A 15,731-nucleotide genomic window follows, 5' to 3' on the forward strand; every position below is an offset into this window, starting at 1 on the left:
CGCTTGAGACTCAAGTGGCCCGGGAAAGATCGCAGCCTCGCTACGCTCGGCAGCTCCTACGGGGACAGAATCGTTCCTGCTGATGCCGAGGGAGGTACCTCCAAGGAGGAATAGGCCCGGCAACGATTGCAGTTCAGGCTGGGCCATCTTTTCTGACAGGACGGCTGATCATGGCCCATCTGACGCAACGCCTCTTTCAACCGCTGAACATCGCGGTCCTCACCATCAGTGACACCCGCACCTTCGAGACCGACACCTCGGGCCAGACCCTGGCGGACCTGCTGCAAACGGCCGGGCATGTGCTGATCGACCGTGGGCTGGTGAGGGACGATATCTACCAGATCCGTGCCCAGGTCTCACAGTGGATCGCCGACCCCAAGGTGCAGGTGGTGTTGATGACCGGCGGTACCGGTTTCACCCCGCGCGACAACACGCCCCAGGCGGTGGCGCCGTTGCTGGACAAACAGGTAGACGGTTTCGGCGAGCTGTTCCGTCAGGTGTCACTGGCAGAGATCGGCATGTCCACCCTGCAATCGCGCGCCTTGGCGGGCATGAGCAATGGGGTGCTGGTGTGCTGCTTGCCGGGTTCGCCGGGCGCTTGCCGGACCGGTTGGGAGCAGATCCTGGCCGGGCAGCTGGACAGCCGCACCGGTCCGTGCAATTTCACCCCGCACCTCAAGCCCCAGGACGGCATCGCCCCGACGGCTTGCGAGACGCGCTCATGAGCGGCCGGGTGTGCGACAGCGGCGTGCTGATGCCTGTGGATGAAGCGATCCGTCATTTGCTCGACCAGGCTCCGCCGCCACCGCCCGTGCAGCGGGTTGGCCTGGACCAGGCCCTGGCCCGTGTGCTGGCTACCGATATTTTCTGCCCGATGAACCTGCCAGCCTGGGACAACAGCGCGATGGACGGCTATGCCCTGCGTGCCGCTGACCTGCCGGTTGACGGCGGCTACCTGCTGTTGGGCGGGCGGATCGCCGCGGGTGACGATCCGGGCGAACCGTTGCAGGCAGGGCAGGTCGTGCGGATTTTCACCGGCGCGCCGCTGCCGCCGGGGGCCGATACGGTGGTGCCACAGGAAAGCTGTCGCGTCGATGGCGAGCGGGTCTGGTTGCCGTCGGTCAACGGGGGTGACCATGTGCGCAAGGAAGGTGAGGAGCTGCGTCGAGGTGATCGCCTGCTCGCGGCCGGCAGGCGTTTGCGCGCCCAGGAGTTGGGTTTGCTCGCTGGCGCCGGAGTCGGCCAAGTGGACGTTTATCGCCCCTTGCAAGTGGGCTTGCTCAGCAGCGGCGATGAGCTGCGCGAACCGGGCGAGCCGCTGGCGCCGGGGCAGATCTACAACAGCAATCGTCATAGCCTCGCCGCACTGTTGCGCGGCTGGGGTGTCGAGGTGCATGACTTCGGGGTCATGCCCGACCAGTTATTGGCCAGTCGACAAGCGTTGCGCCTGGCCGCCGCCGAATGCGATGTGCTGATCACATCGGGCGGTGTATCGGTGGGTGAAGAAGACCATCTCAAGCAAGCCATCGAAGCTTTGGGCAGCATTGACCTCTGGCGCCTCGCCATCCAGCCGGGCAAGCCCTTGGCCTTTGGGGATGTGGAAGGCAAGCCTTGGATCGGGCTGCCGGGCAATCCGTCGGCGGCATTGATTACCGCGCTGATCGTCGTGCGTCCGTTCCTGTTCCGGGCCCAGGGCATGGGCGACGTGTTGCCGGTACCGTTGCAGGTGCCGGCCGGGTTCGACTGGCTCAAGCGCAACCGGCGCCGACAGTACCTGCGGGCCAGGTTGGTTCCGGATGCCAACGGCCACCTGTGCGTGGAACTGCACCCGCAGCAAAGTTCGGCAATGCTGACGGCCGCCTGCTGGGCCGATGGGCTGGCGGTGGTGGAGTGTGAGGCGCAACTGCACAAGCACGACAAAGTGCTGTACCTGCCATTCGCCGAACTGATGCATTGACGGCAATTGATTGCCGTCAAGGTCGCCGGCCAAGGGCTGGCTAGACTGGCGGCGGCCTTAGTTTTCTCACGAGGATGCCCCATGCAACTGGTTTGCCCGGCAGGGAATCTGCCTGCCCTAAAAGCGGCGGTGCGCCAAGGCGCCGATGCTGTCTATGTCGGTTTTCGCGATGACACCAACGCCCGGCACTTCGCCGGGCTGAACATGGACGACAAACAGTTCGACGCAGCGGTCGCGCACATCCGTCAGCACCAACGCAAGCTGTACGTGGCGGTCAATACCTACCCGCAACCCAAGGGCTGGGAGCGCTGGCAACGTGCCGTGGACCGTGCCGCCGATTTCGGCGTGGACGCGCTGATTGCCGCCGATCCCGGTGTGCTCAGCTACGCCAGCCAGCGCCATCCGCAACTGGCGCTGCACCTGTCGGTACAGGGCTCGGCGACCCACGCCGCGGCGCTGGCGTTTTACGCCGAGCGCTACGGTATCCGTCGCGCTGTGCTGCCACGGGTACTGTCCCTGGCCCAGGTACGGCAGGTGGCGGCGGCCAGCCCGGTGCCGATCGAAGTCTTTGGTTTCGGCAGCCTGTGCATCATGGCCGAGGGCCGTTGCCACTTGTCTTCCTACATCACTGGCGAGTCGCCGAACCTGTGCGGCGTCTGTTCGCCCGCCAAGGCGGTGCGCTGGAGCGAGGATGCCCAAGGCCTCAGCGCACGTCTGAGCGAGGTGCTGATCGACCGCTACACCCCCGAAGAGCCGGCCGGTTACCCGACCTTGTGCAAAGGCCGCTTCCTGGTAGGCGGCAAGCGCTTCCATGCGCTGGAAGAACCCACCAGCCTCGACACCCTCGACCTGCTGCCGGAGCTGGCGGCCATCGGCGTCGAAGCGGTGAAGATCGAGGGGCGCCAACGCAGCCCGGCCTACGTGGAACAAGTCACCCGGGTCTGGCGCGCCGCACTGGATGCTCACCAGGTCGCGCCGCAACGGTTCCGGGTACAGGAAGAATGGCGCCAGGTGCTGGCTGGCTTGTCCGAAGGCAGCCAGACCACCCTGGGTGCCTACCATCGATCATGGCAATGAAGGAGGCCAGATGAAACTCAGCCTGGGACCGGTCCTGTTTTACTGGGACAAAGCGCAACTGGGGAATTTCTATGCCGAGATGTCGGCATTGCCGCTGGACGTGATTTACCTGGGGGAAACCGTGTGTTCGAAACGCCGGGCGTTCTCCCTGGATCAGTGGCTGGGGTTGGCGCGCGAGCTGCAAGCGTGCAGCCAGGCGCAGATTGTGTTGTCGAGCCTGACGCTGATCGAAGCAGCCTCGGAGCTGTCCTCACTGCGACGCCTGTGTGACAACGGCCAGTTGTTGGTGGAAGCCAATGACATGGGCGCGGTGCAGTTCATGGCTGAACGCAAGCTGCCTTTCGTCGGCGGCCCGGCGCTGAACTTGTACAACGGCCACGCCCTGGGGCAATTGCTCGACAGCGGCATGATCCGTTGGGTGCCGCCCGTCGAGTGCTCGGCGGCGCTGATCGGCGATGTGCTGGAGCAGGTACGGGACATGGACCGTGAGGTGCCCGAGGTGGAGATTTTCGCCTACGGTCATCTGCCCTTGGCGTACTCGGCGCGCTGCTTTACCGCCCGAGCCGAAAATCGCCCCAAGGACGACTGTCAGTTCTGCTGCATCAACTACCCCGACGGCCTGGCGTTGAGCAGTCAGGAAGGCCAACAGCTGTTCACCCTCAACGGCATCCAGACGATGTCCGGCGAGGTGACGAACCTGCTGGCCGATTACAACGCGCTGATGGCCTGCGGCGCCGATGTGCTGCGCCTGAGCCCGCGCGCCCAGGGCATGGCCGAGGTGGTCACGGCCTTTGACAAAGTTCGCCAGGGCGAGGCACCACCGTTGTTCGTGGACGGTTGCAATGGTTACTGGCACGGCCATGCCGGCATGTTGAAGGTAGAGGAGGCGGGCCTGTGTTGAGTCCAAAGAAGTGGGTGCTCAAAGGTGCCGACCGCTTGCTGCCGCTGGTGGGCAAGGTACCGTTCGTGGTGCAGCGCCTGGCGTTGCAGCAGGCGCTCAATCGTTGCCTGGCCGAGCCGCTGCGCGATGGCGGGTTCGATGTGCTGCGTGGACGCTGGTTGTGCCTGCGCGTGCCGGACCTCAAGCTCTGCTGGTACCTGACCCTGGCGCGCGACGGCTTACGCATCGCCGAGCGGGCTGAGGCCCAGGTCACCATCAGCGGCAACTGGCGCGAGTTCCTGTTGCTGGCCAGCCGTCAGGAGGATCCGGACACGTTGTTCTTTCGGCGGCGGTTGGTGATCGAGGGCGACACCGAACTGGGGCTGGCGCTTAAGAATCTGATCGACAGCCTCGATCCTGATGTATTGCCGCCGTGGCTGTGGCGCAATCTGGAGCGGGCGGGCAAGGGGTTGGCGACCGTGTGATGAAAGCGCCGAGCCCGCTGCCCCTGGTGTATTCCTGTTCCGGTTGTTCCAATGTGGCGCAACTGGCCAACACTGTCGCCCTGCGCCTGGACCGCGCCGGCCTGGCCGAGATGTCCTGCATCGTCGGGGTCGGCGGGCATGTCGCAGCGCTGGTCAACAAGGCCCGCTCGGGGCGGCGGATCATTGCGCTGGATGGGTGTCCTTTGCAATGCGTCCAGGCGTGCTTGCAGCAGCATGACCTCGAGGCGGATGTGCATGTGATTCTGAACCAGCTGGGGTTGCGCAAGCGGTTTGGGGTTGAGTGTGGTGAGCCCGAGATGGAGTTGGTGTTTTCGCGGGTGGTTGCGTTGATTGATGTGGGCTAGGGTTGGGTGAATATCCATTTCTTCGGTAACGACGGCTTATGGTTCCGCCCTTACATTTGCCCCACCGCGAGGCGGCCTTATAGCCGACCTGGTTCTTGGTGCAGACCGCGTTTCCCTGTGGGAGCGAGCCTGCTCGCGAAAACGGTGGTTCTGTTTGCGGTGATGTTGGATGTACCAACGTCATCGCGAGCAGGCTCGCTCCCACAGGTTCTTGTGTCGTGTGCGGATGCGTTGAACACCCGCTGCCCCCTGTGGGAGCGAGCCTGCTCGCGAAAGCGGTGGTTTAGTTTGCGGTGATGTTGGATGTACCAACGTCATCGCGAGCAAGCTCGCTCCCACAGGTTCTTGTGTCGTGTGCGGATGCGTTGAACACCCGCTGCCCCCTGTGGGAGCGAGCCTGCTCGCGAAAGCGGTGGTTCAGTTTGCGGTGATGTTGGATGTACCGACGTCATCGCGAGCAGGCTCGCTCCCACAGGTTCTTGTGTCGTGTGCAGATGCTTTGAATATCCGCAGCCCCATGTGGCGGAGTATCAGTTTGTGGTGAGGTGGCTGTGCCAACGCCTTCGCGAGCTACCCGCTCCCACAGGAGAAACGCGGTCTGCACCAAGAACCAGGTCGGCCTCGCGGCGGCCCACGGAGCAATGCCTTCGTTCAGGCACACCGAGCCTGGGCGAGGTGCCGAGTGGTGGGGCAGAAGCGCTTTGGTTACTTTCGCGCTTTTTTCGAAAGTGACCCGCTGTAAGGGCGGAACCATAAGTCGCCGTGACCTAAATAACGGATACTCACACAAACCTACTGCTGATAACCCTCAAGCCCATCCTCGGACAAGATACGAATCTGACGTCGCTCCATGGCAATCAACCCCCCATCCACCAACCGATGAAGAATCCGCGAAAAGGTCTCCGGCTGAATCCCCAGCTTGGAAGCCACCAAGCGTTTGGATACCTGCAACACCAACTGACCATCCCGCGGATCGCGCTCTTGCAGCAGGAAATTGATCACCCGCCGGCTGGCGCTGGCCAAGGTCAGGTTGTCGATGTCCTTGAGGCGCTGGTGCAGATGAATGCTCATGCTTGCCAGGATCGCCAGGCAAACCTTGGGCTGGTCCTCCAGGGCCTTGCGGTAATGCGTGCCCTCGATGCTCACCAGCACGCTGTCCTTGATCGCCGACGCGCTGACCGGGTAGCAACGGGCCTGGCTGAACAGTAGGGCCTCGGCGAAGGTCTGTCCGGGCTGGATGATCTCCACCAGGTTTTCCTGGCCTTCGCCAGTGACTCGGAACAGCTTGATCTGGCCACTGACCAGCAAGAAAAACCGCTTGGCCGGATCGCCTTGGTGCATGAGCGTGCTGTTGCATTCCAGGCGCCTGAGGACGGCCAGGCTGCAGACATCTTCAAAGACCCGCTCCGGCAGTTGGCTGAACAGGTGATGACGACGCAACAGTAAAACGATGGAAGGGTGGGTCAGCATGGCGTACCTCCGCGTGCCGTCATGGTAGAGCCCAAATCGCCGTGGGCCTATGCCTCGGCAGGCCTACCTCGGAAGAGGGATGAGCCCCGCTCAAAACACAAACCTTGTGGGAGCAAAGCTTGCTCGCGATAGCGGTGGGTCAGCTTGCCGGGATGCTGAATGTGCCGCCGTCATCGCAAGCAAGCTGTGCTCCCACAGGGGGTAGGGGTAGGGGTAGGGGTTGGCTGGGTTAGCCCGCTCCGCGCAAATGCTCCATCGCCCACACCGCCGCTTCTACCCGGGAGCGCAAGCCGAGCTTGTGCAGCAGGTTCTTCACATGGACCTTGACCGTGCCTTCAGTGATACCCAGCTTGTGCCCGATGACCTTGTTGCTGTAGCCGCCGGCGATGGTCTTGAGCACCTGGCGTTCGCGCTCGGTCAGTTCCACATCGGCCTGGCGCGGCGGGGAGCGCAGGGCCTGGGCCATGACGCGGGTCAGGCCGGGGCTGATCACCAGGGCGCCGTTGAGGGCGTCGCGGATGTACTGGATCAGCAACTCGGGCTCCATGTCCTTGAGCAGGTAACCATTGGCATCCAGGCGCAGGGCATCGCGGATGTCGTCCTCGGCATCGGACACGGTGAACAGCAGCACCTTGCCGGTGTAGTGCATGGCACGCAGCCGGCGCAGGGTCTCGATGCCGTTCATCTGCGGCATGTTGTTGTCCAGCAGCACCAGGTCGGGCTTGAGCGGCTCTATCAGGGTCAGGGCCTCTTCGCCGTGGCTGGCTTCGCCGACAATCTGCAGATCGTCTTCAAGTTCAAGCATCTGGCGGATGCCGCGACGCATCATCGGATGATCGTCGACCAGTAGCAGGGTATGGCGCAGGGGGGCGTTCATGTTGCGAGGCCTTCGGTGTGTTGGCCCAGGAATTCCGGTTGGAAATGCACCTGGATACGGGTGCCCTGGGGTGTACGGGAGAGAATCTGCAGTTGGCCACGCAGGCTGCGGGCTCGTTCGTTCATGATGTTGAGGCCATGGTGTTCGCGCTGGTCCACTTCGCCGCTGAAGCCGCGGCCATCGTCTTCGATCGACAGCCGTACGGTCTCGCCTTCCTGGCGTAGTTCAAGCCAGGCGTTCTCGGCATGGGCATGGCGCAGGCAATTGGACAAAGCCTCGCGGGTGATCTGCAGGATGTGGATCTGCTCGCTGGCCGACAGCTCGAAGGCCAAGGTGTCGACGAACAGGTGCACCTGGAAATCCCCTCGGTTGGAGAACTCCTCGGCGGTGTCCTTGAGCTCCTCCACCAGGCCATCGTCGTGGATCTGCAAGCGAAAGGTGGTGAGCAGTTCACGCAGTTGGCGATAAGCGTTGTTCAGCCCTTCGCGCAGCTCGCCGGTGACGGTTTCCAAGGTCTGCACCGGCTCGCCCCGACGCATCAGGGTCTGCATGCGGCTGACTTGCAGCTTCATGTACGACAAGGCCTGGGCCAGGGAATCATGCAGCTCGCGGGCAATGATCGTGCGTTCATCGAGCAGCAGCAGGCGATGGTCCTGTTCCCGCTGGCGCTTGAGGGACAGCGACGTGCCGATCAGGTTGGCCAGGGCCTGGATCAATGCGGTTTCCCAGGGCTGCGCGGCGTGGCCGTCGACAAAATGCGCCTTGAGCTCACCCAGCTCGTTGCCCTGGTTGCTGATGCTGAAGGCCTGCGGGCGTGCAGCGTTGTGTTTATGGCAACTGGCGCAATCGCTGCTGGCGCAGACCTGACGGCTGTCGGCGCCATGCAGGGCCAGCAAATGCCTGGCCGGTGTCTGCAATTGCCCTTGCAGGCACAGCGTCAGGCGCAGGCCCGGCAGGCGCTGCTGGAAGCGCCGGATCAACTCGTCCAGCCCTTCGGCATTGGCCTGTCGCGTCGCCAGGCTGCGACTGCTCTGGTACAGCAGCTCCAGGGCGGCGTTGGCTTGTTGCAGGTTCAGGGTCTTTTGCTGGACCTGGTTTTCCAGGGTGCGGTGCGATTGTTCGATGGTTTCGGCCATGGTGTTGAAACTGGTCGCCAACTGGCCCAGCTCATCTTCGGACTGGTGATTGACCCGCACCTGGAATTCGCCACGGCGAAAGCGCTGGGTGGCGTCCACCAACTCCTGCAAGGGCGTGACCACGCCGTACTGCAACTCATACAGGCCAATCAGCAGGATGATCATGGTGCTGAACAGCGCCGCGCCCTGGATCGTCTGTTGCCAGCCTTGTTTGTGTTCGCTCTGGCGTTGCAGCAGGGTAACGAACTGGTCCAACTGCTCAACGAAAGAGCTGGCGCTGCTTTGGAAAAACGCCGAATCGCCGCGCTCGATGGCCGGGCGCAAGGTCTGGTCCCAGCGTTGCACAAGGTTCTGGTAGCTCTGGCGCAGGGAGGTTGTCGGCCCGTCTTCCAGTACGGCGCGCAGGGCAGGGCTGTCGAGGCGTTGTTGCAGGCTGGCGATGATCGCCGGGATGTCCTCGTTGTCTCCCGCCGCCAGCTTCCAGCTCAGGTGGTAGGTCTCCATGCGCACGGAACCGGCGGTGTTGATGGCGGCAGCGTCGCCCTGGCTGAACCAGGCGATCAATCCGGCACTCAAGGAACTGGCCAGGGCCAGGATGGCGATCAGGATCACCGCCAGCCCGGCGCGAGCGGGCAGGGAACTGCGCAGCCAACGCATCATCGACGCGGGCCTGCGAGGCAAAACTGTGAACCGAGCATAGGGGGCGCCCTGGACCTGGGGGTGTAGCAGCCAATCCTGGGCGCACTACCTCTAAAGAGTTGTCGGCCGCTCCATTTCCATAAAAGCTTCGGCAGACTTGATCAAGGTATTGATAAATAAAGGGTTGTATCAATATCCGGGTCTACCTCCTTGGAGGTAGATGGGCCAAGCATAGACCTGGACCGCCTCGGCGTACGTTGACCCAGGTCAAGTTTTCGCGGGGTTCGTATCACTAGGCTGCGCTCATCGAACTGACGGAGTGCATCGTGATGCGAGCGCAAGTGCAACAAGGGCTGGTACTAGGGATGAGTACCCTGGCCTTCACCGTGTGCTTCATGGTCTGGATGATGTTTGCTGTGCTGGGCGTTCCGATCAAGGAAATGCTGGCCCTCAATGAAACCCAATTCGGCCTGCTGGCCGCCACACCGGTGTTGACCGGTTCGCTGGTGCGCTTGCCCCTGGGGCTTTTGACTGACCGCTTCGGCGGGCGGATCGTGTTCTTCCTGTTGATGCTGTCCTGCGTATTGCCGCTGTACCTGATCACCCTGGCCACCGCCTTCTGGCAGTTCCTGGTGCTGGGCCTGTTCGTCGGCCTGGCCGGCGGTTCGTTCTCGGTGGGCATTGCCTACGTCGCCAAGTGGTTCGATAAACAGAACCAGGGCTTCGCCATGGGCATCTTCGGCGCCGGCAACGCGGGGGCCGCGGTAACCAAGTTCCTGGCCCCGGCCTTGATCGCGTTTGGCTCCTGGCACTTGGTGCCGAAAGTGTTCAGCGCCATCCTCTTCATTACCGCGCTGCTGTTCTGGTTTCTCACCAGCGAGAAAAAGGAACACAGCGGCGCGGGTGGCGCCACTTTGCGCGAGCAGTTGAAAACCCTGAAAGAACCGGCCGTGTGGCGCTACTGCCAGTACTACTCGATTGTGTTTGGTGGCTACGTGGCCCTGGCCCTGTGGATGACCAAATACTACGTGCAGGAATACGGTTTCAACCTACAAAGCGCAGCGTTGCTGGCGGCATGTTTCTCCCTGCCCGGTGGCGTGTTGCGGGCTGTCGGTGGCTGGATGTCCGACCGCTGGGGCGCCCAGAGCGTGACTTGGTGGGTGCTGTGGGTCAGCTGGATCTGCCTGTTCCTGTTGTCCTATCCCCAGACTCAACTGCAAGTACAGACCGTCAACGGCATCGTCGATTTCCACATCGGCCTCAGCCCCACGCTGTTCACCGTGCTGCTGTTCGTGATGGGCATTGCCTTCGCGTTCGGCAAGGCCTCGGTCTTCAAGTACATCGCCAACGACTATCCGAAAAACATGGGCGCAGTGTCCGGCATTGTCGGCTTGGCCGGCGGCCTGGGCGGGTTCGTGCTGCCCATCATGTTTGGCGCCTTGATGGACCTCACCGGCGTGCGCTCGTCCTGCTTCATGTTGATGTACGGCGTGGTTTGGGTCTCCCTCATCTGGATGTACTTCAGCGAAATACGCAAGCGCCCACTGCTGGGTAAGCAGTCGTCGGCCAGCCAATCCTCGTTTTCCAGCATTGCCCAAGGAGAAGAACATGTCCGTTCTACAAACGCCTGAAAAAGGCCCGGTCATTCATGACTGGCGTCCGGAAGACCCTGCTTTCTGGGGCAGTAGCGGCAAACTGACTGCCCGGCGCAACCTGTGGATTTCCATCCCGGCGCTGCTGTTGGCCTTCGCGGTATGGATGGTCTGGAGCACGGTGATCGTGCGCCTGAACGCCATCGGCTTCAGTTTCACCACTGACCAGTTGTTCTGGCTGGCGGCCCTGCCGGGGTTGTCGGGTGCCACCTTGCGCATCTTCTATTCGTTCATGGTGCCGATCTTCGGCGGCCGGCGTTGGACCGCCCTGAGCACCGCGTCGCTGCTGGTGCCGGCACTGTGGATGGGCTTCGCGGTGCAGAACCCGGCTACACCCTACAACGTGTTCGTGCTGATCGCGTTGCTCTGCGGGTTTGGTGGCGGCAACTTCGCCTCGAGCATGTCCAACATCAGCTTCTTTTACCCCAAGTCTCAACAGGGCACGGCCCTGGGCTTGAACGCCGGGTTGGGTAACCTGGGTGTGTCGGTGATGCAGTTCTGCGTGCCGCTGGTGATTTCCTTCGGTGTGTTCGGCTTTATGGGCGGGCAGCCACAGGTGCTGGCTGACGGCAGCTCGCTGTGGCTGCAGAACGCTGGCTTTATCTGGGTACCGTTCATTGCCGCCGTCACCTTGATCGCCTGGTTCGGCATGAACGACCTGTCCAGCGCCCGGGCATCGTTCAGCGAGCAGGCCGTGATCTTCAAGCGCAAGCACAACTGGCTGATGTGCTGGTTGTACCTGGCGACCTTTGGTTCGTTCATCGGTTTCTCCGCCGCGTTTCCACTGCTGATCAAAACCTCGTTCCCAGAGGTCATCGCCCTGAAATTTGCCTTCCTCGGCCCGCTGGTCGGTGCACTGGTGCGGCCGTTGGGCGGTTGGCTGGCGGACAAGCTCGGTGGTGCGAAGGTCACCCTGTGGAACTTCGTGCTGATGATCGTGATGGTGTTCGGTGTCTTGCACTTTCTCCCGCAAGGCGGCCAGGGCGGCAACTTCTACGGTTTCCTGGGCATGTTCATGTTGCTGTTCATCACCACCGGCGTTGGCAACGGTTCGACCTTCCGCATGATCCCGGTGATCTTCCGCACCCTGCACGAAAAGTCCGCCAAGGGGAAAAAGCCCGAGGTGCGCGAACAAGCGCTCAAGAACGCCGGCAAGGAGTCGGCCGCGGTGCTGGGGTTCAGCTCTGCCATAGGCGCCTTCGGAGCGTTCTTCATCCCCAAATCCTTTGGCACTTCGATGGCCCTGACTGGCGGCCCGGAGATGGCCTTCTACATGTTCGTCGGCTTCTACCTGAGCTGCATCGTGGTGACCTGGTGGTGGTACGCCCGCAAGGGCGCGGCGACACCCTGCTAAGACGAATTCAACTATTGCGTGGGCGGGGCGCAGACCCCGCGGAGCAAGCCTGAGAGGAACACACTGTGAGTCATTTATTGGATCAACTGCGGTTTTTCAACCGCAAGCAAGGCGAGTTTTCCGATGGTCACGGCGAGACCCGCAAGGAATCCCGGGACTGGGAGAACGTTTACCGTTCCCGCTGGCAGTACGACAAGATCGTACGCTCCACCCATGGGGTGAACTGCACCGGCTCGTGCTCGTGGAAGATCTACGTCAAGAACGGCCTGATCACCTGGGAAACCCAGCAGACCGACTACCCGCGCACCCGTAACGATCTGCCCAACCACGAACCACGCGGCTGCCCTCGCGGCGCGAGCTACAGCTGGTACATCTACAGCGCCAACCGGCTCAAGTACCCGAAAATCCGCAAGCCATTGCTCAAACTGTGGCGCGAAGCCCGGCTGACCCTGCCGCCGGTGGAAGCCTGGGCCAGCATCGTCGAGGACAAGGTCAAGGCCGACTCCTATAAAAGCAAGCGCGGCATGGGTGGCTTCATCCGTTCCAACTGGGAAGAAGTCAACGAGATCATCGCTGCAGCCAACGTCTACACCATCAAGGAACACGGTCCGGACCGGGTGGTGGGCTTCTCGCCGATCCCAGCCATGTCGATGGTCAGCTATGCCGCCGGCTCGCGTTACCTGTCGCTGATCGGTGGCGTGTGCCTGAGCTTCTATGACTGGTATTGCGACTTGCCGCCCGCCTCGCCGATGGTGTGGGGCGAGCAGACCGACGTGCCGGAATCGGCCGACTGGTACAACTCCAACTACATCATTGCCTGGGGCTCCAACGTCCCGCAGACCCGTACCCCCGACGCCCACTTCTTCACCGAGGTGCGCTACAAGGGCACCAAGACCGTGGCGATCACCCCGGACTACTCGGAAGTCGCCAAGCTCACCGACCTGTGGCTCAACCCCAAGCAGGGCACCGACGCCGCGTTGGCCCAGGCCTTCAACCATGTGATCTTCAAAGAGTTTCACCTGGACAAGCCCAGCGCCTATTTCACCGAATACGCCAAGCGCTACACCGACCTGCCGGTGCTGGTGATGCTCAAGCCAATGCTCGGCGTGGCGCCGGGTGCGGGCTACCAGCCCGATCGCTTCCTGCGCGCCAGTGACTTGACCGAAAACCTGGGTCAGGAAAACAACCCGGAATGGAAAACCATCGCCCTGGATGCCAGCGGCGAACTGGTTTCACCTCAAGGCTCCATCGGCTATCGCTGGGGCGAGAAGGGCAAGTGGAACATCCTGCCGCGCGAAGGCGGCGAGGGGCGTGAGATCGACCTCAAGCTGAGCCTGATCGGCGGCGACGTCGCCGAGGTGGCGTTCCCGTACTTCGCCGGCGAAGCCCAAGAGTACTTCCAGCACGTGGCCGGTGACGCGGTGCAGTACCGTCGCGTGCCAGTGCACAGCGTGGTGCTGGCCGACGGCAGCGTGGCGAAAGTCGCCACCGTATTCGACCTGTCGGCCGCCAACCTGGCCATCGACCGTGGCCTGGGCGGCGCCAACGTTGCCAAGGATTACGACGACGCTTCGGTGCCTGGAACCCCGGCCTGGCAGGAGCAGATCACCGGCGTGAGCCGCGAGAAGGCGATCCAGATCGCTCGCGAATTCGCCGACAACGCCGACAAGACCCGTGGACGCTCGATGATCATTGTCGGTGCGGCGATGAACCACTGGTACCACATGGACATGAACTACCGCGGGCTGATCAACATGCTCATGCTCTGCGGTTGCGTCGGCCAGACCGGTGGTGGCTGGGCCCACTACGTCGGCCAGGAAAAACTCCGTCCGCAATGCGGCTGGCTGCCCCTGGCCTTCGGCCTGGACTGGAACCGTCCGTCACGGCAGATGAACGGCACCAGCTTCTTCTACGGCCACAGTTCGCAATGGCGCCACGAGAAGATGAGCATGCACGACGTGCTCTCGCCTTTGGCCGACAAATCACAGTTCCCCGAACACGCCCTGGACTACAACATCCGCGCTGAACGGGCCGGTTGGTTGCCGAGCGCACCGCAGCTCAACACCAACCCGCTGCACATCTGCCGTGATGCCGCCGCCGCGGGTCTGGACCCCAAGGACTACGTGGTCAAGTCGCTGCAGGACGGTTCGCTGCGCTTTGCCTGCGAGCAGCCTGACAGCCCGGTGAACTTCCCGCGCAACATGTTCATCTGGCGTTCCAACCTGCTGGGCTCCTCGGGCAAGGGCCACGAGTACATGCTCAAGTACCTGCTGGGCACCAAGAACGGCGTGATGAACGAAGACATCGGCCATAGCAGCGAGTGCAAGCCCACCGAGGCCGAATGGGTCGACGAAGGCGCCATTGGCAAGCTCGACCTGGTGACCACCCTGGACTTCCGCATGTCCTCGACCTGCGTGTATTCCGACATCGTCTTGCCGACCGCTACCTGGTACGAAAAAGACGACATGAACACCTCGGACATGCACCCGTTCATCCACCCACTGTCGGCCGCTATCGATCCGGCCTGGGAGTCGCGTTCGGACTGGGAAATCTACAAAGGCATCGCCAAGGCGTTTTCCGCCATGTCGGTCGGGCACCTGGGTGTCGAGAAAGACCTGGTCACCGTGCCGTTGATGCATGACAGCGTCGGCGAACTGGCCCAGCCCTTTGGCGGTACCGACTGGAAAAGCGCCGGTGTGGCGCCGGTGCCGGGCAAGAACGCGCCGAACCTGCAAGTGGTGGAGCGCGACTACCCGAACATCTACAAGCAGTTCACGTCCCTGGGCCCAATGCTCGAGAAGCTCGGCAACGGCGGCAAGGGCATCAACTGGAACACCGACACTGAAGTCAAATTCCTTGGTGAACTGAACCACAAGGAAGTCGAGGCCGGCATCAGCCAAGGGCGGCCGAAGATTGACAGCGCCATCGACGCTGCCGAAGTGATCCTGTCCCTGGCCCCGGAAACCAACGGCCATGTCGCGGTGAAAGCCTGGGCGGCGCTGTCGGAGTTCACCGGTATCGACCACAGCCACCTGGCCGTGTCCAAGGAGCACGAGGCGATTCGTTTCCGCGACATCCAGGCCCAGCCGCGCAAGATCATTTCCAGCCCGACCTGGTCTGGCCTGGAAGACGATCACGTGAGCTACAACGCTGGCTACACCAACGTTCACGAGGCGATCCCATGGCGCACCATCACCGGTCGCCAGCAGTTCTACCAGGATCACCCGTGGATGCAGGCGTTCGGCGAGCAGCTGATGAGCTACCGGCCACCGGTCAACACCCGCACCATCGAAGGCGTGAAAGGCAAGCGCAGCAACGGCGAGACCGAGATTGTCCTGAACTGGATCACCCCGCACCAGAAGTGGGGCATTCACAGCACCTACAGCGACAACCTGCTGATGCTGACCTTGAGCCGTGGCGGACCGATTGTCTGGCTCTCGGAAATCGACGCCAAGCGCGCCGGTATCGAGGACAACGACTGGATCGAATGCTTCAACGTCAACGGTGCACTGACCGCCCGTGCGGTGGTCAGCCAGCGTGTCAAGGAAGGCATGGTGATGATGTATCACGCCCAGGAACGGATCGTGAACGTGCCGGGCTCGGAAACCACCAAGACCCGTGGCGGCCACCACAACTCGGTGACCCGCGTGGTGCTCAAGCCCACCCACATGATCGGTGGCTACGCCCAACAGGCCTACGGCTTCAACTATTACGGCACGGTCGGATGCAACCGCGACGAATTCGTCGTGGTGCGCAAGATGTCCAAGGTCGATTGGCTCGACGGTTCCAGTGGCGATGATCTGCCGCGTCCACTGCCGACTGATATCGAGGAGAACTGA

12 protein-coding genes are annotated in these 15,731 nt (G+C 62.4%); 9 read left to right on the plus strand and 3 right to left on the minus strand.

Features of this window, described 5'->3' with window-relative positions; all coding sequences use genetic code 11:
- The first annotated feature begins 170 nt into the window (after window positions 1-170).
- The 6 genes from moaB (at window position 171) to KI237_RS13580 (ending at window position 4,764) form a co-directional block, all read left to right on the plus strand.
- The gene (gene moaB / locus KI237_RS13555) at window positions 171-725 is read left to right on the plus strand and encodes a molybdenum cofactor biosynthesis protein B (protein WP_212800242.1); all 555 of its coding nucleotides are present in this window, start codon (window positions 171-173) and stop codon (window positions 723-725) included.
- Complete coding sequence (locus KI237_RS13560) at window positions 722-1,957, plus strand: molybdopterin molybdotransferase MoeA (RefSeq protein ID WP_212800243.1); 1,236 nt, start codon at window positions 722-724, stop codon at window positions 1,955-1,957. The genes moaB and KI237_RS13560 overlap by 4 nt, the downstream gene beginning before the upstream one ends.
- An 81-nt stretch (window positions 1,958-2,038) precedes the next feature.
- Window positions 2,039-3,034, plus strand: a complete 996-nt coding sequence (ubiU, locus tag KI237_RS13565; protein ID WP_212800244.1) for a ubiquinone anaerobic biosynthesis protein UbiU — start codon at window positions 2,039-2,041, stop codon at window positions 3,032-3,034.
- Between the two features lie 10 nt (window positions 3,035-3,044).
- Window positions 3,045-3,935 (plus strand): U32 family peptidase, encoded by an 891-nt coding sequence (locus KI237_RS13570; RefSeq protein WP_003202470.1) that lies wholly within the window; start codon window positions 3,045-3,047, stop codon window positions 3,933-3,935.
- Complete coding sequence (ubiT, locus tag KI237_RS13575; protein WP_003202468.1) at window positions 3,929-4,399, plus strand: ubiquinone anaerobic biosynthesis accessory factor UbiT; 471 nt, start codon at window positions 3,929-3,931, stop codon at window positions 4,397-4,399. Before KI237_RS13570 ends, ubiT begins: the two co-directional genes overlap by 7 nt.
- On the plus strand, window positions 4,399-4,764 hold the full coding sequence (locus KI237_RS13580) for a putative zinc-binding protein (protein WP_212800245.1): 366 nt from the start codon (window positions 4,399-4,401) through the stop codon (window positions 4,762-4,764). The genes ubiT and KI237_RS13580 overlap by 1 nt, the downstream gene beginning before the upstream one ends.
- Window positions 4,765-5,556: 792 nt before the next feature.
- On the opposite strand, the gene KI237_RS13585 is transcribed toward KI237_RS13580, so the two are convergent.
- From KI237_RS13585 to KI237_RS13595, 3 genes are all read right to left on the minus strand, one after another.
- Window positions 5,557-6,234, minus strand: a complete 678-nt coding sequence (locus tag KI237_RS13585; protein ID WP_212800246.1) for a Crp/Fnr family transcriptional regulator — start codon at window positions 6,232-6,234, stop codon at window positions 5,557-5,559.
- 229 nt (window positions 6,235-6,463) lie between these two features.
- Window positions 6,464-7,111, minus strand: a complete 648-nt coding sequence (gene narL, locus KI237_RS13590) for a two-component system response regulator NarL (RefSeq protein ID WP_003202460.1) — start codon at window positions 7,109-7,111, stop codon at window positions 6,464-6,466.
- Window positions 7,108-8,907, minus strand: coding sequence for a HAMP domain-containing protein (locus KI237_RS13595; protein ID WP_212800247.1), 1,800 nt, complete (start codon window positions 8,905-8,907; stop codon window positions 7,108-7,110). Before KI237_RS13595 ends, narL begins: the two co-directional genes overlap by 4 nt.
- A 308-nt stretch (window positions 8,908-9,215) precedes the next feature.
- On the opposite strand from KI237_RS13595, the gene KI237_RS13600 reads away from it, so the two are divergent.
- The 3 genes from KI237_RS13600 to KI237_RS13610 all read left to right on the plus strand — a co-directional run bounded on the left by KI237_RS13600 (window position 9,216) and on the right by KI237_RS13610 (window position 15,731).
- Window positions 9,216-10,517, plus strand: a complete 1,302-nt coding sequence (locus KI237_RS13600) for an MFS transporter (RefSeq protein ID WP_502937115.1) — start codon at window positions 9,216-9,218, stop codon at window positions 10,515-10,517.
- Window positions 10,495-11,892, plus strand: a complete 1,398-nt coding sequence (locus tag KI237_RS13605; RefSeq protein ID WP_212800249.1) for a NarK family nitrate/nitrite MFS transporter — start codon at window positions 10,495-10,497, stop codon at window positions 11,890-11,892. Before KI237_RS13600 ends, KI237_RS13605 begins: the two co-directional genes overlap by 23 nt.
- 65 nt (window positions 11,893-11,957) lie before the next feature.
- Window positions 11,958-15,731, plus strand: a complete 3,774-nt coding sequence (locus tag KI237_RS13610) for a nitrate reductase subunit alpha (protein ID WP_212800250.1) — start codon at window positions 11,958-11,960, stop codon at window positions 15,729-15,731.

It is taken from the genome of Pseudomonas sp. St316 (assembly GCF_018325905.1).
In the GTDB taxonomy this organism is placed as follows: Bacteria; Pseudomonadota; Gammaproteobacteria; order Pseudomonadales; family Pseudomonadaceae; genus Aquipseudomonas.

What these genes read in the sequence shown, in the direction of transcription:
- KI237_RS13595 (WP_212800247.1), bottom strand. Translation starts at nt 8,907, where the DNA reads ATGATGCGTTGGCTGCGCAGTTCCCTGCCCGCTCGCGCCGGGCTGGCG.
- KI237_RS13560 (WP_212800243.1), top strand. Translation starts at nt 722, where the DNA reads ATGAGCGGCCGGGTGTGCGACAGCGGCGTGCTGATGCCTGTGGATGAA.
- KI237_RS13580 (WP_212800245.1), top strand. Translation starts at nt 4,399, where the DNA reads ATGAAAGCGCCGAGCCCGCTGCCCCTGGTGTATTCCTGTTCCGGTTGT.
- moaB (WP_212800242.1), top strand. Translation starts at nt 171, where the DNA reads ATGGCCCATCTGACGCAACGCCTCTTTCAACCGCTGAACATCGCGGTC.
- narL (WP_003202460.1), bottom strand. Translation starts at nt 7,111, where the DNA reads ATGAACGCCCCCCTGCGCCATACCCTGCTACTGGTCGACGATCATCCG.
- KI237_RS13600 (WP_502937115.1), top strand. Translation starts at nt 9,216, where the DNA reads ATGCGAGCGCAAGTGCAACAAGGGCTGGTACTAGGGATGAGTACCCTG.
- KI237_RS13605 (WP_212800249.1), top strand. Translation starts at nt 10,495, where the DNA reads ATGTCCGTTCTACAAACGCCTGAAAAAGGCCCGGTCATTCATGACTGG.
- KI237_RS13570 (WP_003202470.1), top strand. Translation starts at nt 3,045, where the DNA reads ATGAAACTCAGCCTGGGACCGGTCCTGTTTTACTGGGACAAAGCGCAA.
- ubiU (WP_212800244.1), top strand. Translation starts at nt 2,039, where the DNA reads ATGCAACTGGTTTGCCCGGCAGGGAATCTGCCTGCCCTAAAAGCGGCG.
- KI237_RS13585 (WP_212800246.1), bottom strand. Translation starts at nt 6,234, where the DNA reads ATGCTGACCCACCCTTCCATCGTTTTACTGTTGCGTCGTCATCACCTG.